The organism is Scytonema sp. HK-05, assembly GCF_963872035.1.
Classification (GTDB): Bacteria; Cyanobacteriota; Cyanobacteriia; order Cyanobacteriales; family Nostocaceae; genus Kalymmatonema.
The window spans coordinates 145,269-165,906 of sequence record NZ_CAWMYC010000169.1 but is presented as its reverse complement, the minus strand read 5'-3'; the positions used below and the strand labels follow the sequence as shown (position 1 = coordinate 165,906).

Sequence of the window (20,638 nt, the reverse complement as noted above, 5' to 3'; positions counted from 1 at the left end):
TTATTTTCACAAAGTAGCTTTTGATGCTTTATTGTGTTCAACTACTATTGAGAATATTTTCTGTTAATTAAATGACAAAAGGGGCGAGCACATGGAGCGCGATGGCACGGACTGCCCGCCAAGGGGCGATCGCCCCTTTTTTCAAATTCCATGCTCATACGGAGTTGCGTTCCATTTTTAATTTTTAATTCTCCAAGGGAGCTCAGTTTCTTTCCAGAATCTTTTATTTAAAAACATCAATAACGTATTTGTAAGAAGCTTGAAGCAAATTTTATTGTCTCAAAATTTTATACTCTAGTATATACAAAACTCTTCCACTCAAATTTGTCTTATCATACTCTCGAATAATTTGCCCACCAAGCTTTTCTGGGATTCTTCGGCTGGGGATATTTGCTTTATCAACGTCATAGATAAGATATTCGTAATCTAAGTTCTCATCAGCCCATCTTTTCAGTCCAGTAATAGCCTCTAATCCATAGCCCTTACCTTGTGCAGATTTTTTTAGCCAAATACCAAGTTCTGGATTTTTACTGTGGATTTCGTGGATTGCAGTACATCCCAAAAATTCTTGGGAGTCTTTTTTTAAGATAACTAGTACAAGATGATTTCCCGTTTCGATTTCCCCTAGAGAATCGTTAATAAATTCTTCTGTTTCGACGATATCTTGAAGTGGACGAGGATACATATAAGTCGTAATTTCTTTTGTGAATTCTCTAAAAATCTCTTCTTTGTATTTCTGTGATATAGGCAGCAACAAAAGCCGATTTGTAAATATTTCTACTAGAGACAGTGACCTAGTCTGTAATTCTCAGTCATTATCTAGCTGAGTTTACCAATTTCATCAATGACTCGCACTAACTATTGAGAATCTTTATTGATTAATATTTGATTGAGTATTGTATTTAACAAAAGTGGCGAAAAATTTATCTGAACTTCAAAAAGAAAAAATCTAAGTTTTGTCATGAAAGAGCTAAAGTTTTGTTAAGATGCAATTGCTGGTATTCTACACACGGAAAACGCCAATCACGGTGTGAAGAATATAAATGAGTACTAGCACCATTGAGTTGAGTAGATAAAACAATGACCACTTACATTTTCTTTGATGACGCCCTCCGGATGCTTGTAAACGCCTTCTTGGCTTCGGTATTCCTACTGGTTGCCTTTTCTAGTTTAGGTTTGGCAGTTATCGAAAGTTTTGAAAAAGCAGGTATTGGCGTAGACGCGAAGCGCCTTCACTAAGCCAAGCGTTTCCGTAGACGCTTTATCCACAGGGGCTTTCCCTAGGGTAATTCTGATCACCTCAAACTAAAAATTTACTTGTTGTCAAGAACCATCGAGTCCAAGTGTTCGCTTGCCAAAAATCTTGGGAACACTGAAGCGTAAAAGTCTCACAGCGTTGCACAATGACCTGAAAGTGACCTAGGCACCAGTGGGTGTACCGCTACACAGAGGCAAGCGAAGCAGTCAACTACGATGGGTCTATTCGACAAGATGTTCGGGGCACAAAGCCAAGTCGAAGAAGCACTCAATAAGCGCAGAAGCTTTTGCTGCAATGACTTTAGCTGCAACAACCACGCATACGGAAATCTTTCTGATCAGCAGGCACGTGGTATTTCCTCTGTGCTGTCTCGTATGAAGCTTTTCAGAAGTTATTCCAACGATAAGATGGACAGGATGTTTGACAAACTCCTGGATAGTTTGAGGCGGTATGCAATAAATGCTTTGTCTCATTCAGCTAAAGAATCCTCACCCTACGACTTGCGGGAAGCAGCTTTTGCGGTAGTCACGGATTTGGTTTTAGCCGATGGTGTGTTGATCCAAGAAGAGTAAGACTTTTTAAACGATTTGTATCAAATTTTGGGAATTTCTGCTGACATTACCACACAAATTGTGCAAGTGATGTGGATCAAAAATCGGGGATAGCGCTTGCCAATTATCAAAAGCCCTTCCTAGAAAAATGGGGTGTGGAATGTAAGGTGTAGAGAAATCCTATATTTCATCTGGGATAGCGGCAATTTTAGGATGATCGGCTATCTTGACAATCAAACGAAAGCAGGGGCAGTAAAAAAATCCTCCCCTGCTTCGTTGTTATGAGAAAATTTTATAAATTTTGAGGCTGTTTTTATTCTGATTTGACAACTATATCTGAGTATAGTAGATTCATTAACTTTATATTCTCAGCAAAAAAAATTAGCATTTAAGGAATTTTGTCCTTGTCGCACTTGCAGACGAGGTATCTCCTTGAATCTAAGCAACAAATTTTGGAATCCAAAAACCCTAGTGTTATGCCTTGTTCTGCCACTCTAAGCCAATTGGTTGAAGTTCTATCTGCAACAGCAGCAAACTTATCTGAAGCTGATGAAGCACATTTGATCTGCGGTATACAGACAGATTCCCGTATCCTTAAGCCTGGTGAAGTGTTTGTGGCTTTACGCGGTGAAAAGTTTGATGGACACAATTTTGTCCCAATGGCGATAGAAAAAGGTGCAATCGCTGCGATCGCTGATTTTGAATACGACTATTCTGAATTTCCTGTGTTGCAGGTCAAAGATACGCTACAGGCATATCAAAAAATTGGCAGGTGGTGGCGTGATCAGTTTTCTATTCCAGTGATTGGCGTCACGGGTTCTGTAGGCAAAACCACAACCAAGGAACTCATTGCCGCAGTTTTGGCGACACAGGGAAGAGTCCTTAAGACTTATGCGAATTACAATAACGAAATTGGCGTGCCGAAAACTCTCCTAGAACTGCAAGCAGAACATGATTTCGCTGTCATTGAAATGGCGATGCGGGGGAAGGGGCAAATTGCGGAACTCACGCAAATAGCCCGTCCAACGATTGGTGTGATTACCAACGTGGGGACGGCGCATATTGAGTTACTCGGTTCAGAAGAAGCTATTGCCTCCGCAAAATGTGAGTTATTGGCTCAAATGCCTGCTGGTAGTGTAGCAATTCTTAATCATGACAACCCTTTGTTAATTGAAACGGCGGCGAAAGTCTGGCAAGGCAAAGTTTTGACGTTTGGTTTATCTGGCGGCGATATCCAAGGAAAGTTGATTGATAGCGAGACGTTGGAAGTGGCAGGAATGCAATTGCCTTTACCCTTGAGTGGACGACACAATGCAACTAACTATTTGGCAGCTTTGGCAGTGGCGCAGGTTTTGGGCATTGATTGGTCATGCCTGAAATCGGGTGTGATGGTGGATATGCCGGGAGGGCGATCGCAGCGTTTTACTTTGCCTAATGATGTGGTAGTATTAGATGAAACTTATAATGCTGCACCAGAAGCTATGCAAGCGGCGTTACACTTGTTGGCAGACACGCCAGGAAAACGACGCATTGCGGTGTTGGGTGCGATGAAGGAATTAGGAGAGCGATCGCACTCCTTGCATCAGCAAGTAGGGGAAACGGTGCGAAGATTGAATTTGGATGCTTTGTTGGTTTTGGTGGATGGCGAAGATGCAAAAGCCATAGCCAAGAGTGCCCAAGGTATACCATCTGAGTGCTTTGCAACTCATGCAGACTTAGTTGCCTCTTTAAAGACTTTTGTGCAAGAGGGTGATAGGATTCTTTTCAAGGCAGCCCATTCAGTGGGACTAGATAGAGTGGTGAATCAGTTCCGTACGGAGTTTGCCAACTAAGTACCCCACCCCTTAGGGAGTACCAAAAAATAAATTATCCATTATGTAGGGGGGCTTCCGGCGCACGACAGTTGAGGTTTTACATACAGGACTTGCATTGCGTCGTAACCCACCATTGTTTTGGAGACTACTACAAATTGGAGATTTTTTTAATTGGAAGTCTCTTACCCCAAGGCGTGCAAGCGCAGACGGGGTTTGGCGAATAAATTGCACATGATATAAATATAGTTATGAGGTATAAGTTATGTGTTGTATTCCTAACTCATAACTCGTAACTCTTAACTTTGTAATGAGCATCAACCTACAGCTAGAAACGGAACGTCTTATTCTCAGGGATTTTACAAAATCAGATTGGCAAGGAGTGCATAGTTACGCCTCTGATCCAGAAGTTGTTCAGTATTTGCCTTTTGGTCCTAATAGCGAAGAAGATACCAAGAATTTTTTGCAAAGAGAGATTAAATTACAACGGCAACAACCGCGTCAGCATTTTAGTCTAGCAGTGACTTTAAAAGATGATAAACAATTAATAGGTGCCTGTCGTATTAGCGTGACAAATCCAGACAAGCAAGAAGGTTCGATTGGATACTGCTTTGCTAAGGAATCTTGGGGACAAGGATACGCAACGGAAGCTGTAGGAAAACTGTTAAATTTTGGTTTCCAGCAACTTAATTTACATCGGATTTTTGCAACGTGTAACCCGAAAAATGTTCTTTCAATGCGAGTTTTGGTAAAAAGTGGGATGCGTCATGAGGGGTATTTGCAAGAGTATCAATGGGTTAAGGGTGAGTGGCGAGATTCAGTGCTGTATGCCATGCTTGAGCGTGAATGGATACAGATGCAGATTCGTAATGTTGAGTAAAGCCGTTATCTGAATTTATCGAACCGCCAAGACGAGCCAGCGCCCTTCGGGTATGCCTTCGGCACGTCTATGTCCTTCGGACACGCTTCGCGAACGACGAACGCAGTCGCCTGCGGAGGGAGACCCTCCTGCAGCGCTGTCTCACCGTGCGGGGGTTCCCCCCGCCCGTGCGACTGGCGTGCCAAGAACGCAAAGGTATCTAGTGCGTCTTTGCGTCTTGGCGGGAGATTAGCATTTCTCTTTACTAGGGTTTTGTACCCAGACGAGAAGGTGCAAGATTGGAACCGCAGATGCACAGCAAAACACGCAGATAATTTATCTATCAAGACATAGTGGGAGGGTGAGAACCCCTACCTTTTAATCCGGGGATGAAACCCGACGGTAGCACGTTTTAACAATCATGTTTCTTTTTCAGGAACTTTGCACGCTTCAAATGCGTCATAATCAATATAGCGTCGGCTCACGCGAAACCATTGTAGGAAAGTCTTCCGCTTCATGCCCAGAGAACCGATAATGACACTGGCTTCTGAGAAAAAGACTTAGGAACTGAATCTTTAAATCCATCCGAGGGGGGACGCCTCTTAGATGTAAAACTAACGGTTCGACTTCGCTCACCGTTAGCCCTGAGCGAAGCCGAAGGGCTAAAATGCTTGTTGAGACGGTCTGGCGGGGAGTAAGTCACGAGGCTGCTCTAGTTAAGAGTCTAAGAAACAGCGAACTTGGGTGTAACAGCATGACCTTGGTCTGCTGTGGAACAACTTTTAAGAATCCCTGCGCATTTATGCCAGGGAGTACGTCAAGTGCATTGGAGATGGCGAATGCGGGACGACGCGAGGTGATAGCATTCTGAGAAGTTATCAGAATTTTGGATGAGGATGAGGTCACGCTCAGGTTGGAAGCGATCGCCTCGAAAGTTGGTAAAAATGAAATACTTTGTACGTGGATATTAGGTGAGCAATCCTAAGAATCAGGACTCTTGTTGCTTACCAAAATTAGTATTGCTCTGAGCTACATATAAACATTAGATTCACGCCGTTTCCTCTAGATATCTATGAACAAATGTCACAGCCATAGCACCTTCACCAACGGCTGAAGCAACTCGCTTTACGGAGCCATGCCTAACGTCGCCAGCAGCGAAGGAACCTGGAACACTTGTTTCCAGAAAGAAAGGGTCACGCTCCTGCGTCCAACACTCTGGTGGACGACCCTCTTTGAGCAAGTCTGATCCAGTCACCAAATAACCTGCTTTATCGCGAATAATGTTGGTGTCCTTTGCCCACTCGGTGTTTGGCGCACCACCAATGCAAACAAACAGCCGTCGAGTATCAATTTTATGCGCCGAACCGTCACGACAGTTGGTAATTTCAATCTGATGCAATGATGTATCACCCAAGAGCCCAGTAACCTGAGCGTGAAAGAGCACTTCGATGTTGCTTGTGTTAGTAATTCGTGAAACGAGATAGTGCGATAAGGTAGCCGCTAGAGTATCGCCGCGAATGAGCATAGTTACTTTTTTCGCATAGCGGGAAAGATACATTGCAGCTTGCCCTGCTGAGTTACCGCCACCGACAATAAATACGTGTTCACCTCCACACATTGGCGCTTCGCTTGCACCTGCACCGTAGAACAGTCCGACCTTGAGAAACTGATTTTCATTTGGCAGATTTAGCCGCCGATACTCTATACCAGTCGCACAAATGTTTGCCCGTGCAATCATTTTGCTGCCATCAGCCATGTCCGTATAGATCCGGTTGTGCTTAAATTCTGATTTTATTCCCTCACGCAACAGCAGAAGTTCGATGCCGAACTTAACAGCTTGCTGGCGTGCCCGTTCGGCTAAGTCGGCACCGCTGATTCCTTCAGGAAACCCCATATAGTTCTCGATTAGAGAACTAGTGCCAGCTTGCCCCCCAACGGCATGACGCTCGACGAGAACAGTCCGCAAGCCCTCTGATGCAGCATAAACGGCGGCGCTTAGTCCCGCCGGACCAGCACCATAGATAGATAAGTCATATTCTTTGAATTTCGGCTGCGTCACCCATCCCAAACGTTGAGCAATTTCTCGGATTGTGGGGGCAAATAGTTGGGTTCCATCCGGGAATTCAACTACTGGCAATCTAACATTGCTTAGAGATGGCAGTCCCAGTTCCTTATTGCAGTCAGCATCGCAAGTGAGCGCAATCCAGTCAAATTCGACAACGGTGCGGTTTAGAAAATCACGGATTTCGTAGGCTTGGGCTGAGTCAGGCTGCCCGTAAAGCCGCACTTTTCTCTGATATGCTTGTGAGTCTGGATTTTTCAGTTCGGTCATGATGGTTCCCTTGTATTATTGGGATATAAGTAGCTGTCGCCAGCTTCCCCACACCGGGTGCGTTTGGATCAGACCTGAACGTCGGGCGCAAGAAGCTGCAACACCTGCGCGTGTGTCATCACAACGTCAGGGTCGCGCTGGAGGGCATCATAGTACTGTTTTTCAAAGCCAGCGCCCGACTCGGACGGGTTGAGCAATGCGCGTGCTCGTTCTATGAGACTGCTAGCATCGTTTGCCGTCATCGGATCGTCCGCGTCTAGTAGCTCGTCAATTTGGACCACGAGTTCGGAGACAGGGTGAAGCCAGGCAAACCACTCGTGTTGGATGACGAGTTGTAGAAGTTCGCCACTCGAAGTGACTCGCCCGTGGAACCGCTCATAAGAGATGCGCTCGGAGTCCACCAGCGCCTTATGGAGACGGAGAAGCCCGTGGCGCAAGTCGTTCAGGTGCGCTCGTGTGAGATCCTCAGACGAGCTGGTGGGGAATATGGACTGATCTGTCATGGTAGTAAGCACCTTCAAAGTCTTTATTGGGCTTTCAAGTAGAGCTATTGCTATAAAAACCACTTTGTGCTATGTCTCAGGCGAAAGTTGGGTACTTTGTCACAAGTCGGCTTAATACAGATTAATCTACTTAATGATAGGTTCACGTTTTAGTTTGGTTAGTTGATTATCAATGACCCCAGGCAAAAGATAAAACAGCGGGATGAGTATATAGAGTGCGATACTTAGCGTTATGTTAACAAACGCTAAACCAGTTGCAACAAGATACGAAACCGGGTAGCCAAGACTCCAAATCGTAGCTTTACGGACAGATCCTTGGTGAATGAGTCCTTCACTCACGATATACTGCTGCACCACATAAAACCAGAGAAAATTGTAAACAAGTCCAGTCATTGCAAGCGATAGCCCGTAAAAGACAACTACGGGCAGCGATGCTCCAAACTCACCAATCAGTGCCGTGGGATATGGGATGAATGCGACACACATCAACAGGAGTAAGTTGATTACTAAGGTAGAGCGATCAACTCGCTTCAAAAGATGAAAGAGCGCATGATGATTAATCCAGAGCACACCAATGACCATAAAACTGGTGACGTAACTTAAAAAGTGGGGGAAGATTTGGAGTAGCTTTGTGACTGCCTCTGATGGTGTCGCTTGAGATAAGTCAGGAGTCTTGATTTCAAGAACAAGGAGTGTTGCAGCGATTGCAAACACCCCATCGCTAAATGCTTCAAAACGGCTCAGACTCATTAAGGGAATTTGTTTTGTATCCTCTGAGCGCGGCATTTTAGTTTCCTCATATATGGAATGATCGCTTTGATTAAGACGCTTGAATCAGGAAGCTGAAGATTTGACAGACAGTTCCCAAGAAAGAGTTGCTCTACACGCTTTGTTACAAGCTATCTAAGTTTTAGCTAAACCGACCAGTTCCGTAGCCGAACTGAGAGCGTGAGCCAAGTTGCTGCCCGTGTGCCATGAGTTGGTTTCCGTAAGCTAGTTGAGTCGGTTCCCAGGCTGGCAACGCTTTTATAACATCATGGTTATGCTCAACCAGTGCATCCGCTAAGGCTAAAGCATTTGCCGCCGCTTTGGAGGTACTTGCTGCTGTATGTGGGCGTGGAACGAAGGCTGCATCACCCACCAGTGCCACCCGCCCAAAAGCCATCTGGCTAACACTCAAGTCAACAATTGCCTGGACAAACGGTTCAGGAGTTGCGGCAATCAGCTTCTGGAATGGCGGCGCAAGCATAGCATCTGCATATGTCCGCATTTCACGCTCAACGAATGGTGCCAGCATACCTGGTGGAATGGAGTAGTCACGGTGTCTCTCGAGTTTATCCGTCAAAATGCGAGGCAATTCATTGGCTTCATCATAATTGACATACCAGACCCAGTTGAAGCGCCGCTCGCCAGGTACCAAAGATTCATTTGCGCCAGGTATAACATATTGGAGAATGTGGGAGTTTGGGAATTGGTAGAAAACAAAGCGCTCAGTAAACAGAGCGGCGGTTGAGCGATCCAGTTCGGTCTCTTCCACCAAGCCGCGATAGGCGACATAACCAGCATACCGATATTGCACTTCTGGTAAGAATTGCTGACGCACCGTGGAGCTACCACCATCTGCGCCAATCAATAAATCTGCTGTGTCATAAGTACCATCGGCGAATATTGCAGTGACACGCTCACCATTCTGCTCAATATTAGTTAGGGTCTTCCCTTGGTGATAATGCTCGGATGGAAAATGCCGACGCATGGAACCATAGAGAAAATTCCAGGAAGTCAGCACCTGACGCATGGACATGGGTTGGGCAATGCTGCCATCGCGGTTCAAATAATATCGCTCATGCGCCACCACACCGAGCGGTTCAGAGTAGCGAATGCCAGCACGCTGAAATACTTCTACTACATCTGGCTGGAGCACAATGCCACCACCCCGGCTGTCGAGATCATGGTCAGAGCGTTCGTAGATATCGACATGCCAGCCAATAGAGCGCAGCATAATCCCGGTAAATAAGCCGCCTAATGACCCGCCAATGACGATTGCATGGTTTCCTGTGGGTTTCATGGTCATCGAACCCTCCATTGTATTCTTATGATCGGCGTTATGCCGCCTTTAATTCATTCACTGCGGTTTGCAAGGCTGTTAAAAAAACATCAACAGACTGTGCCCCGACGATCGTTTCTCTACCAATTTTGATGGTCGGTACGCTGCGTATACCCCGGTTAGCAGCCTGCTGTTCTAGCTCTTTCACTTCCGCAACACCAACAGTTGAAGTTAGGAATGCTCTAACTTGGTCAGCATCCATCCCGACTTCAGCAGCAAGTCTGGCTAAAGTCTCAATATCGGTAATATCCTGTCCTTCAGTAAAGTAAGCATTCAGAATACGCTCAACCATCTCGGTCGCTTTGCCGAACTGACACGCCTTCCAAGTCAAGCGATGAGCTTTCAGGGTGTTCGGAGTGACCTGCATCAAGTCATAGCGGAATTCAATACCGTCACCCATAGCCGCCTGCATCGTTTGAGCATCCAGCTTTTGTGAGTATTCCCAACTGCCAAATTTGTTGGAGCGGTAAGTTTTGCGATCCATGCCAGCTTCGGGCATGGTTGGGTTTAACTCGAATGGATACCAAATGCGCTGGATCTCAACAGGAGTCTTGAGTTGTTCGATCGCTCGATTTAGTCGTCTATCTACGACGAGACACCAGGGGCAGATAAAGTCCGAGGTTATTTCGATCATTAAGGTCATGGTTGCCTCCTGAGTCCGTGTTGCACATTGATTTTCTATATCTCAACCATAACCTCATTCATATAAAATGATAATATAGCTATTACGCCAAACACCTTTGCGTTTTTTGCAAAAATAGGAGAATACGAGAGCCGATGGATCAGTTTGCAGCCATGCGTGCCTTCGTGAAAGTGGTGGAAACTGGCGGATTTTCCGAAGCTGCGCGGCAATTGCAGATGGCAGTTTCTTCTGTGACTCGCCAAGTGAATGCTCTGGAAGAAATGCTCAATACCCAACTACTCAATCGCTCAACTCGCAGCGTTACCCTCACACCGCAAGGTCACAAATACTACGACAAAGCAGTTCGTATCCTGCAAGATGTGGAGGAAGCGAACCAATGTGTGGCGGAGCAGGAGGATATTCCACGAGGACTGTTGCAGGTCAGTCTACCTGTTGCGTTTGGTCTCCTCCACGTTGCACCAATCCTCACAGATTTTCAAGCGAGATATCCAACGGTGAAACTGAATCTCCGATTCATTGATGCGTTGTCTAACCCAGTGGAAGAGGAACTGGATATTGTCATCCGCATCGGAAATCTTGATCGGTCGGGTGCTAACTTGATTGTCCGTAAGCTTGCCTCGCATACACGTTTTGTCTGTGGTAGTCCGGCATATTTCAAACAGTATGGTTTGCCCAAGCATCCATTCGAGTTAGCGCACCATAATTGCCTATTGTTCAAGTATTTCACAGGCTATGACATCTGGCGATTCCAGCGAGACACGGATGTGTTTGAAGTCAAAGTGAGTGGTTCACTGGTGGCGAACAATTCTCTTGTGCTACGCCAAGTCTGCTTGGATGGTTCGGGTCTAATCATGATGCCAACTTGGCTGATTGGTGAGGACATTCGCGCTGGTCGATTGCAAGCTGTACTCACCGACTTCCAAGTGCATCCCCAATCCGACATGGATATGGGTATTTACGCGCTTTATCTACCGAATCGCAGGCATTCTCTGCGAGTTAAAACGTTCATCGATTTTTTGATGAAACGATTTGGTGATCCGCCTTACTGGGAAGCAACCCTGATCTGAAGGGGGTTATGGCAACGATTCGATAGTGTTGGCATGCTACAAATCATCAGACAAAATTACTACAATTTTCAAGGAGCAACGACCACTCACTACAGCGAGCAAAAATCTGCTATGTTTCAGCCTATCCATTACTATGCTGAGGGGTTTGAGTGAAGCGTTTTTGAAACAGAACTGCCCCTACATTGCTCAACAAACAGGTGAGTGCTAACCACAGCAAGATGTAAGTGGGAGCCATCACTACGCCAGCCAAAAACCAAGTATAGACGTGCAATATCATTATGAACGCAAATATGCTACCTATTGCGGATGCTTGCCATACATAATGTGACGGGCGACGGAGTGCGGCAAAAGTCATAGCCAAGATTGTGGCAAGCAAGTTGGCTGGCACTAGAAATGCACAAATACTTACACAGTTGGCGCGGGAGAACTCAGCTAAGCTGTTAAGGTCAAGCATCAATTCTTGGGGATAAAGTCAACATTTTGTACAACCTTTAACATATTTATAAAATAGTGAAACATACCTTAGTGTATACATTTAATATAATAACGACTAAATTAACATAAGTTTAGATAAGTAAAGTATTTTTATCGTTATTAGCAGAGTCAGCGGGGCTAAACCCAGGAAGGATAAGCTTTTCTGAGAAATAGTCATTAAATATTTTAATTTGAATCTTACTTGCAAAAGTTTAAAAAAATGTAAATTCCGGAATTAAAATAACTTTATCAATAATGTGAATCAAAATCTTATCAGCTTCAATGTAGGATAATCGCAGAAAATATAATAGATATAATAGATTTCCTTCATGTCCCTTCGCACATACGCCATTTTAGGAACAGGTGCATTAGGCGGGTTTTACGGTGCTAGACTGCAAAAAGCTGGGTTAAACGTCCACTTTTTGCTGCGTAGCGACTACGAACACGTCAGCAAGCACGGTTTAGTTGTTGAGTCTGTTGACGGCGACTTCACCTTAGGGCAAGTCAATGCCTACTGCGATGTAGAAAAGGTGCCTCGATGTGATGTCGTAGTCGTGGCGCTGAAGACAACGCAAAACCATGTGCTGCCAAAGTTGTTACCCCCTATTGTTAAGGATGATGGGGTTGTACTGGTGTTGCAGAATGGACTGGGAGTGGAGGCGGAAGTCGCCCAAATTGTCGGTAGTGATAAGGTGATTGGTGGGTTGTGCTTTCTGTGTTCAAATAAAGTAGGACCAGGACATATCCGCCACTTGGACTATGGACAAATTACCTTAGGCGAATATGCAGCTGACTATTATGCAGCTGGTATCACAGAACGGATGCGGCAAATTGGCGAGGATTTTGAAAGTGCTGGTATCCTTATTGAATTAACTGAAGACTTGCTGCTGGGGCGTTGGAAAAAACTGGTATGGAACATTCCCTACAATGGGCTTTCTGTCATTCTCAACGCTACGACAGCGGAATTAATGGCAAATGTTCACACTCGCAAGTTAGTGGAACAGCTGATGTATGAAGTACTGGCAGGGGCGAAGAATTCAGGGCGCATTATCCCTGATAGCTTCATCCAAACAATGCTCGATTACACCGTGAAGATGAAGCCTTACCGTACCAGCATGAAAATTGATTATGACGAACGCCGCCCCTTGGAGGTAGAAGCAATTTTCGGCAACCCGTTACGAATGGCACAAGCTGTAGGTGTTAATTTACCGCAAATTTCTTGTTTATATCGGCAACTCAAGTTTTTGGATGCCAAGCAAAAAGGGGGATGAGGGAGATGAGCTGAATTATCCTCACTTCCCTCATCCTCACTCTTTAACGCACTGACTCTGAAATCACAGCTACTGCTAGCAAACACAATAGGAGAATTCCCACTCGCAAAAACCAACTTCCTACTAAAGGTAGTAGCATGGCGGCGATGTGCAAGATACCAAAACTCATTGACATTATGTAGGCGATCGCAAAGCCGAATATGACAATTAAGAAATATTTGAGGCACTTGGAAGCCAACTTGAGAAGGCGACTGCGATCATTGGTGGTGGTTTTCATGGTTCTGAGAATAGGTAGATATGTGCTGTTAAGATTTGGGACAAACTAGACGCAGTTGTTATTTTGTGCTTTGCACAGGAGTTTGCATCTGCTGTTGAGAGTCGATGGTTTGACGGTGATTGCTCACGACTTTCATCACCAGGAGTAAGCACACAACCAGTGCTGCTATTACAAAGAAATTGCTAAAACCATTCCGGCGAAAAAAGTAGTCTTGTCCGCATTTGACGCATACCTGTCTGTTGGGATTGTAGGGATCGCTCCTGAACGGACAATTATCATGCTCGCACTCATTATTACAAATAGGGGTCATGCTACAAGGCTCCTAAATGGGAAGTAAAAACGTCCACATTTTCAGAATGACTGAAGCAATCAGCCTTGAAAGCTCACTATGCGGCTCAATTTTTTGGCTCAGTTGGCTCGGTTATTACGTTTGTCGCTATCGAACACCAGAGCAAATGTAACATAAGAAATATCGTGCTAAATCATATAAAAATGGCGGATTCTGTTAGAGCATCTACACTAGGGCTAGAAATCGTCAATGAAGCTAGAAAAAGAAAGGGCTGGAATAAAACCGCACAGATGTGGTGTCGAGCTGCAAACACTTCACAAGCCACGTTGAAACGGTTTTGGGCAAAGGAGCCAATTCAGAGAGAGACTTTTATCAAGATTTGTGAAGCTGTAGGGGTAACAAACTGGAAAAATATTGCTGAGCATTACCAAATTCCTAGAACTGAACCAGATCCCGATTTTGTTGGACGTTCCGAAGCGATCGCTCAACTCCACAATATGGTGAAAGGTGGTGCAAAGATTATAGTCATCCAAGGTGAAGGCGGCGTAGGCAAAACAAAACTAGCTCGCAAATATTTTGACTCTCTGGGTTTAACTTTTCTAGAACTATGGATGCCAATGGAACATCAGAACATTATTTCTGTAGAGAGCATAGTTGAGGAATGGTTATGGCGAGACTTTGATGAACAACCAGGACGGAATCTGTTGCTCAATTTGCAGAGACTGAAACGGAAACTTCGAGATGAAACCAGAAGAATAGGTATATTAATCGACAACCTCGAAACTGCTTTAGATATAAATGGACAATTCATCCAGCCTCATCGCCATTATGTAGAATTATTGAGAGTCTTGGCAGATCCAGCAATCAATTCAGTCACACTCATTACCAGCCGCGAACGCCTATGTGAAGCTAATGTTGATGTGAACTTTTATCTGCTCAAGGGGTTGGACGAGTCCGCATGGAGACAGTTTTTTGCCAGTCGCGAAATTAATCCTGATTGTCCAGCGCTAGGTGAAATATGCAGAGCTTATGGAGGCAATGCCAAAGCAATGCGAATCATTAGCGGTGTCATTCGCGCAGACTTTGAATGTGATATGGATGCTTATTGGGATGTAACTCAGGATGATTTATTGATTGAACAAGAGTTAAAAAATTTAGTTATTAGTCAGTTTAACCGCCTGCAAGAAATTGATCCTGAAGCATATCGGCTCCTGTGTCGTTTGGGATGCTACCGTTATCAAGATGTACCTTGGGTACCAATTGAAGGGGTTTTGTGTTTGCTATGGGATGTGCCAGAGTCGCAACGTCGGAGGGTACTTAATCGTCTGTGCACTCGGTCTTTAGTAGAATCTCGTAATGAAAAATACTGGTTGCATCCAGTGATTTTGGCTGCAGCGATTTTCCGATTGCGACTGAGTGAAGAATGGCAGACAGCGAACCGCACAGCTGCCGCTTTTTGGACAAATAGTGTGAATACAGTTCAAGGCACAACAGATGCGTTGAGAGCCTTGGAAGCTTACTATCATTATGTAGTGATTGAAGATTTTGAACAAGCTGCAGATGTCATCATCAGACAGAGAAATAATAAATGGGGAACTCATGAATCTCTTGGGCGATCGTTTTACAAACGCGGTTTGTTAAAACCAATGACCGCTGCAATCACTGACATATTAAACAAACTTAATCCAGGGTATCGCCTTGCCAAACTATATCACACATTAGGTGCTATGTGCTGGTTAAAGGGTGATATTCACCAAGCCATTGGTTATTGTAAGCAATCAAGAGAAATAGCGATCGCCTGCTTGCGAGCAATGCAACAAGAAGATGATAATCAGACTGTTAAAAAACTTCAATTAATAGTCATAAATTCCTTATTAACTATAGGTATTTGTCAAATTGGTTGTTGGGAACTCGAAGAAGCAGTAAATACTCTCACACAAGTTGTTCAGCTTTGTGAGGAACTCGACTATGAGAAATATGCTCCATCTGCTTTGTTTTACCTAGCATTTTTAAATTCCTGTTTGGGACGAAAGCAAGAAGCCAGTGAGATTGCTAATTACCTCTACAATAGACTACCAGAGGAAGGACTACCTTCATGGCTAACAGAGTATAGACTATTTTACTTATCCCTAACCTTTAAGAATTTAGGAGAAATAGAAAAATCATTGAAAATATACAAAATCAATCTTTTTTATGCTAAGAAAAGTCCTTATCCTCAAGCTAAAACTAAAGCTTTGATTGGTTTAGCACAATTGTATCGAGAACAGGAAAAATTTAAAAAAGCGGTGATTTGTCATGAAAAAGCAATCAGAGTTTTAGGTGAAATAGGCGCTAAATGGGATTTAGCCGAAGCTTATTTTCAACTGGCATTAACTTATCAACGAATGATGGAAGTTGCCAGAAGTGGGGAAAATTTTGAGAAGGCGATCGCTCTCTTCAACGAAATGCAAGCACCAAAACAAGTTGAGAAAGTACAAAAAGCAATGGGGTGTTTTCAAGATTAACAAGTCATAATGTTAATTGTGCCTTGGGATTTAGAATTTAGATTTTGGATTTTAGGTTTCTTTTGGGGGATGCCAACCTGCTAATACCCATTGTTGCCGAACTGTGACTGATATAATGTTGTTTAATTGTAGGGCAATAACTGTAGCTCGTCCACAGGCAGTAATTCCAATAATTTGAGCGCCATCTTCACTCCATTCAAAATGTTTTGACCACTTTTGTTTTCTCGGATTAAATAGTTTTACTTTTTTACTAGTTACTGGATCTACTGCATCCGTTTGAGTTCCTTTGTAATTGTTGCACAGCCGACAAGCTAACCATAAATTATCTTCGTCGTCAGTGCCTCCTTTTGCTTTGGGAATGATGTGTTCAATTTCTAAAAGTCCCAAAACATAGATTTGTAAACTACGACAGTAACCGCATTGGTCGCTAGCTTGAGCACGAATTTTTTCTCTTAGTGTTTCTGATATCCAGCCTGAACTCATGCATCTAAAGGTTCCCGCAAGCCTCGTTGAACTGCTTCACGTAATGCTTGAGCTTTAAGTAATAGCTTTTCTTGGTAGACTTGCATTAGAGCCAGGAGTTCAAAATGCTCAGTATTGGCGAGTGTTCCAGCTTGTTGATTGTATAGCAATTCGCTTAACCTTTGGTCTTGTTCTGGTTGCATCTGTAATTTTGTGAGGGCGATAATTTCTTCATCAGGTAAAGAAGAGAAAGAGGGAGTTTCTTTGCTGTCAATTGGTGTAGACTGGGGACTGACGGGAGACAGGGAAAGTGCTATTGCTTGTGTCAAAATATCAACTACAGCGCGGTTAGTGAGTTGGGCAAAATGTTCGGCTTTTTTGTAGACTTCATCTGGTAAGTTCAAGATAATTTGAGTAGTCATAGGATTTCAGACTCTTCTGCTATGCTAATGGTACTTTCTTCCACATTATCTTCCACATTACTAGTTCTCTGCCGCTTGGAAAATCTCTTGTGCATCAATCAGCACACTTATTTTAGTTTTTACAATCAATTTGCCAAACGGGTCTTGTATTCTTACTCCCTTCCCGCCACAAGAATACCTATTTTTTAACCGCACGAGGCAAGAGAGGAGGAGACTTCCGTGCGGTGAGACCAGTGCTGCAGGAGGGTTTCCCGACCCAGGCAACTGGCGAACCCGAAGGGAGGTTCCCCCCGCCCTTGGAAAGTGTCCGTTGACACAGAGAGAGAAGTAAATCACTATAGGTAATCTTAGATCGGTAAGGGACTAGCAACCGGGGATGGGGACTCGCACACTGACCAAATAAACTTTCCTCTTGCTGTTGCAGTGCTTCTACTTTGGTTCTAAATATCATTCTATGACTTTTGCAAGAAGTCTATTTAACGAAACTCTAGAAGATAAGCAATAGCTTGAATAACACTCAAATAGAAATTCCTCCCATCGTGTATGAGTGTAAAATCATCAATCAGAATAATCACTCCCAGAACCGTACTTCCAAGTGTCAACTAAGCGATTCCAATAGTATTGCGGTACATTGGGTAAATTTTTCATCCACGGTTCTAGTATTTGACTAAGCCAAAATAAAATAGAATAAATCCCTAAATTCGCGTAATGCACCATCCAATCGAGTAAAGTTCCTAAACCGACTTGTGGAATCACTTTGGCAACTAATCCTGGATGTGTTAACCCAGTTTTTATCAGAGTTTGCGTCAGTGCTGGAAACTGCACGACATCTTGCAAAAATGGTTTGAGTACGGGTTCACCGAGTTGTTGCATTTGTTGAAACACCGCAGACAGCAGTTGGTTAATTTGATTTGGATCAATTTCTTGATTTAAATCAACACTCATTGCTCTTTGGAATAGCCAAGTCACAGCTAAACTCGGTTGATATGGTTGCAGTAGTGCTAGTGCATTTGTAGATAACTGATCTGTTTGCAGCGCCTCGTGAACACCAAATGTTAAACGCCGCAAGTGACGCACCATCGCGCCAAAACCACCAAAACTGAGGGGAGATTGGCTCCCACTGCTATCTCCTACAGGTAAAATGCGGCTCCAAGGTGTCTTCAGCGGATGACGATAGGAGGGAAAAAACCCAAACAGCGCTCGTTTAAATGTCAGTTGGTTTAACTCCACGCCTTGATATTCGCTCATCAGGCGCAGATAATCCTCGAAAAGAGCTTCCAAACCCAAGCGTTGCGGATGGGTATCCATGTAAGTAAACATATAAGTCGTTCTGCCATCCCTTGCTGGAAAAGCTTCCCAAAAGTACTGGCACTGATTTTGCACGGGTGTGAATGATAACAACAAGTCGCCTGTGTGGTTTTCCGAAAAACCTTGAGCACAAGTTCCCACAACTAAACAAAGCGCATCTGGTTTTTCTCCCTGACGTGCTTGTCGTGTTATGGGAGAAAGATGTCCCATTGCATCAATTAACAATCTGGTTTTGAATTGGTTGTTTACCATCACTCCATCAGGATGAACAACTGCTTCTGTAAATGGAGTGTTTTCAAACAACTTTCCGCCAGATGCAAGAAATCGCTGCTTTAAAGTTTCCAGCAAATAAATTGGATCGACACCGATATTGAGAACATCCCTTACCCAAACTTCTGTACCACCAAAAAAGCTCACTCTCGCAGGGTTGTATTTTGTGGCGATCGCCTGCTCTAATTCTGCATCACTCAGTAAATTTAATTCCAAAAAAACTTGTAATTCTTTACGTGAAATATTCCATTCTTGCTCTCTTCCACGCAAAATACCCCGTTCCATTAACGCGACTCGCACTCCCTTCACAGCCAAGGCGCAACCAAGTAAAATCCCTAATGTCCCGCCGCAAATTATAACGTCCCAATCTACACTACTTAAAGGTTGCTGAGTTTCTTTCACTACCATTGGCACTGATGCGGTACCTTCTTTGAGTGATGCTAAGAGGCGATCGCCTTGACGCAACCCTCCCAAAACATTGCCTGGTAATTGCGAAAGAACATTTTCAGTTAGGGACATGACGGTAAATTCTACGAGAGTAACTATTTTCAATTTTCAATGGTACTGATGGAAGTTCCCTCTTAAAATCAATACTAAGTTTTAATAACTTCTACTTAAATGTAGATGGACATAATGTCAATAAGTATTTTCTCGAATAGGGGGAGTCATGAACGATATCAAACAGAATTTAGCTTGTTTTTCAAGATATTCAAAACTTGCTTCTATCGAGACTTCCATTCTTTCTTTACAAAATTTTAACATAAATCGTCTTAATTTAAAGATATTGTAAATAACCTCTGTATTCTTGCGGATCTGAAAAAAAATTATTATCTTTGTATAAGTTTTAGCTTAGTAGTAGAAAATTACTGAAAATCAAAAAAAGCACTGAAACAGCTAGCATGCTGTGATATTTTTTATGAGAATCGCCTTTATAGTAGGACCGTTTCCTGTATTATCTGAGACATTTATTCTGAACCAGATTACAGGTTTGCTTGTGCGTGGACATGAGGTTCACATTTATGGCTATAAGCCTGATGATACTTCTAAGGTTCATCCCGATGTGGAGAAATATCAACTTCTTGACCGTACCTACTACATACCTCAAATTCCTAAAAATTACTTTTTGCGCTTTCTCAAAGGGTTAGCATTTATATCTACCAATTTTCATAAAGCACCTTTGGTTTTGCTGCAATCTCTTAACATTTTTAAGTATGGGAAACGAGCCGCTTCCATGAGGTTGCTTTACTCAGTCATGCCTTTATTAAAGTCTCAACCATACGATATTATTCACTGTCAATTTGGGATGTATGGTATCGATGGCATGATTTTACGAGATGTTGGTGCCATCAAAGGAAAATTGATTACTTCATTTCGAGGTTATGATATCAGTTGGTATGTGAAAGCTTGCGGAGAAGATGTATATGATGAATTATTTGTCAAAGGAGATTTTTTTCTAGCCAATTGTGAGTTTTTTAGACAGCGAGCTATTAAGTTAGGTTGTGACGAGAAAAAAATTGTCGTCCACGGTTCTGGAATAGATTGCAGTCGGTTTACCTATAAGCCACGTTATCCACATCCTGATGGCATTCGGATTGTAACAACAGGGCGTCTCGTTGAAAAGAAAGGCATCGAATATGCCATTCGTGCCGTTGCAAAAGTGGCAAATTTTCATCATAATATTGAGTATAATATCATAGGCGATGGACATTTAAAAGAACACTTGCAGCAGGTGATTTCGGAACTAAATGTTGCGGAGAAAGTCAAGCTGCTTGGCTGGAAAAACCAGAAAGAAATTATTGAAATTCTGGATAAGGCTCATCTATTTATCGCCCCAAGTGTAACTGCTGAAGACGGAAATCAAGACGCTCCTGTCAACACGTTAAAAGAAGCGATGGCTATGGGTTTACCAGTTATAGGAACTCTACACGGTGGTATTCCTGAATTGGTAGAAGATGGTATTTCTGGTTTTCTTGTTCCAGAACGTGATGCTGATGCGATCGCCCAAAAGTTACATTATTTTATTGAACATCCAGAAGTCTGGGAACAAATGGGTAAATCAGGTCGTGTTTATGTAGAAAAACATTACGATATAAACAGACTTAACGATGAGTTAGTAGAAATTTATCAGCAAGTCGTGATGAGTCATTCACAGTTATGCAACCAATTACCAAAAGTATCAGTACCTTCAGAATACATAAGTTTGTCGTAGTGCATAGTGCTACACTAAAAAAAA

19 protein-coding genes and 1 pseudogene are annotated in these 20,638 nt (G+C 43.4%); 8 read left to right on the top strand and 12 right to left on the bottom strand.

Going from position 1 to position 20,638, the window contains the following annotated elements:
- Nucleotides 1-271 precede the first annotated feature (271 nt).
- Nucleotides 272-757: a GNAT family N-acetyltransferase gene (locus AACT52_RS39625; RefSeq protein WP_233153831.1), complete on the bottom strand. Its 486-nt coding sequence runs from the start codon at nt 755-757 to the stop codon at nt 272-274.
- Nucleotides 758-1,080: 323 nt separating this feature from the next.
- On the opposite strand from AACT52_RS39625, the gene AACT52_RS39620 reads away from it, so the two are divergent.
- The 4 genes and pseudogenes from AACT52_RS39620 to AACT52_RS39605 all read left to right on the top strand — a co-directional run bounded on the left by AACT52_RS39620 (nt 1,081) and on the right by AACT52_RS39605 (nt 4,500).
- Nucleotides 1,081-1,239 carry a hypothetical protein gene (locus tag AACT52_RS39620; RefSeq protein WP_198940852.1) on the top strand — a complete coding sequence of 53 codons (159 nt, stop codon included), beginning with the start codon at nt 1,081-1,083 and terminating at the stop codon, nt 1,237-1,239.
- A gap of 234 nt (nt 1,240-1,473) precedes the next feature.
- Nucleotides 1,474-1,923, top strand: a pseudogene (locus AACT52_RS39615) (tellurite resistance TerB family protein).
- A gap of 362 nt (nt 1,924-2,285) precedes the next feature.
- Complete coding sequence (locus tag AACT52_RS39610; protein ID WP_073628887.1) at nt 2,286-3,641, top strand: UDP-N-acetylmuramoyl-tripeptide--D-alanyl-D-alanine ligase; 1,356 nt, start codon at nt 2,286-2,288, stop codon at nt 3,639-3,641.
- 289 nt (nt 3,642-3,930) lie between these two features.
- A complete protein-coding gene (locus AACT52_RS39605; RefSeq protein ID WP_073628885.1) occupies nt 3,931-4,500 on the top strand; it encodes a GNAT family N-acetyltransferase in 570 nt (189 codons plus the stop codon).
- A 1,027-nt stretch (nt 4,501-5,527) separates the two neighbouring features.
- Here AACT52_RS39605 and AACT52_RS39600 read toward each other — a convergent pair.
- From AACT52_RS39600 to AACT52_RS39580, 5 genes are all read right to left on the bottom strand, one after another.
- Entirely contained in the window at nt 5,528-6,811 is a 1,284-nt protein-coding gene (locus AACT52_RS39600; RefSeq protein ID WP_073628883.1) for an NAD(P)/FAD-dependent oxidoreductase, read from the bottom strand.
- Between the two features lie 68 nt (nt 6,812-6,879).
- Nucleotides 6,880-7,314, bottom strand: coding sequence for a hypothetical protein (locus AACT52_RS39595; protein ID WP_198940851.1), 435 nt, complete (start codon nt 7,312-7,314; stop codon nt 6,880-6,882).
- 126 nt (nt 7,315-7,440) lie between these two features.
- A complete protein-coding gene (locus tag AACT52_RS39590; RefSeq protein WP_073628881.1) occupies nt 7,441-8,100 on the bottom strand; it encodes a TMEM175 family protein in 660 nt (219 codons plus the stop codon).
- 124 nt (nt 8,101-8,224) lie between these two features.
- Nucleotides 8,225-9,385 (bottom strand): FAD binding domain-containing protein, encoded by a 1,161-nt coding sequence (locus AACT52_RS39585; protein WP_083630111.1) that lies wholly within the window; start codon nt 9,383-9,385, stop codon nt 8,225-8,227.
- 31 nt (nt 9,386-9,416) lie between these two features.
- Nucleotides 9,417-10,061, bottom strand: coding sequence for a DsbA family oxidoreductase (locus tag AACT52_RS39580; RefSeq protein ID WP_073628879.1), 645 nt, complete (start codon nt 10,059-10,061; stop codon nt 9,417-9,419).
- A 134-nt stretch (nt 10,062-10,195) separates the two neighbouring features.
- Here AACT52_RS39580 and AACT52_RS39575 point away from each other — a divergent pair, with 134 nt between their 5' ends.
- Nucleotides 10,196-11,128 carry a LysR family transcriptional regulator gene (locus AACT52_RS39575; RefSeq protein WP_073628877.1) on the top strand — a complete coding sequence of 311 codons (933 nt, stop codon included), beginning with the start codon at nt 10,196-10,198 and terminating at the stop codon, nt 11,126-11,128.
- A gap of 121 nt (nt 11,129-11,249) precedes the next feature.
- On the opposite strand, the gene AACT52_RS39570 is transcribed toward AACT52_RS39575, so the two are convergent.
- On the bottom strand, nt 11,250-11,582 hold the full coding sequence (locus AACT52_RS39570) for a hypothetical protein (protein ID WP_073628875.1): 333 nt from the start codon (nt 11,580-11,582) through the stop codon (nt 11,250-11,252).
- A gap of 349 nt (nt 11,583-11,931) precedes the next feature.
- On the opposite strand from AACT52_RS39570, the gene AACT52_RS39565 reads away from it, so the two are divergent.
- On the top strand, nt 11,932-12,873 hold the full coding sequence (locus tag AACT52_RS39565; protein WP_073628873.1) for a putative 2-dehydropantoate 2-reductase: 942 nt from the start codon (nt 11,932-11,934) through the stop codon (nt 12,871-12,873).
- Nucleotides 12,874-12,916: 43 nt separating this feature from the next.
- Here the strand turns inward: AACT52_RS39565 and AACT52_RS39560 are convergent, their stop codons facing one another.
- Together AACT52_RS39560 and AACT52_RS39555 are read right to left on the bottom strand one after the other, a co-directional pair.
- Nucleotides 12,917-13,150 (bottom strand): hypothetical protein, encoded by a 234-nt coding sequence (locus tag AACT52_RS39560; protein ID WP_073628871.1) that lies wholly within the window; start codon nt 13,148-13,150, stop codon nt 12,917-12,919.
- A 58-nt stretch (nt 13,151-13,208) separates the two neighbouring features.
- Nucleotides 13,209-13,460, bottom strand: coding sequence for a hypothetical protein (locus AACT52_RS39555; protein WP_073628869.1), 252 nt, complete (start codon nt 13,458-13,460; stop codon nt 13,209-13,211).
- 182 nt (nt 13,461-13,642) lie between these two features.
- On the opposite strand from AACT52_RS39555, the gene AACT52_RS39550 reads away from it, so the two are divergent.
- Entirely contained in the window at nt 13,643-15,943 is a 2,301-nt protein-coding gene (locus AACT52_RS39550; protein ID WP_073628867.1) for a tetratricopeptide repeat protein, read from the top strand.
- A gap of 51 nt (nt 15,944-15,994) precedes the next feature.
- On the opposite strand, the gene AACT52_RS39545 is transcribed toward AACT52_RS39550, so the two are convergent.
- The 3 genes from AACT52_RS39545 to AACT52_RS39535 all read right to left on the bottom strand — a co-directional run bounded on the left by AACT52_RS39545 (nt 15,995) and on the right by AACT52_RS39535 (nt 18,924).
- Nucleotides 15,995-16,426, bottom strand: a complete 432-nt coding sequence (locus AACT52_RS39545) for an HNH endonuclease (RefSeq protein WP_073628865.1) — start codon at nt 16,424-16,426, stop codon at nt 15,995-15,997.
- A complete protein-coding gene (locus AACT52_RS39540) occupies nt 16,423-16,827 on the bottom strand; it encodes a hypothetical protein (protein WP_073628863.1) in 405 nt (134 codons plus the stop codon). The genes AACT52_RS39545 and AACT52_RS39540 overlap by 4 nt, the downstream gene beginning before the upstream one ends.
- Nucleotides 16,828-17,385: 558 nt before the next feature.
- On the bottom strand, nt 17,386-18,924 hold the full coding sequence (locus AACT52_RS39535) for an FAD-dependent oxidoreductase (RefSeq protein ID WP_073628861.1): 1,539 nt from the start codon (nt 18,922-18,924) through the stop codon (nt 17,386-17,388).
- Between the two features lie 397 nt (nt 18,925-19,321).
- Between AACT52_RS39535 and AACT52_RS39530 the strand changes: the two genes are divergently transcribed.
- Complete coding sequence (locus AACT52_RS39530) at nt 19,322-20,614, top strand: glycosyltransferase (protein ID WP_073628859.1); 1,293 nt, start codon at nt 19,322-19,324, stop codon at nt 20,612-20,614.
- Nucleotides 20,615-20,638: the final 24 nt, after the last annotated feature.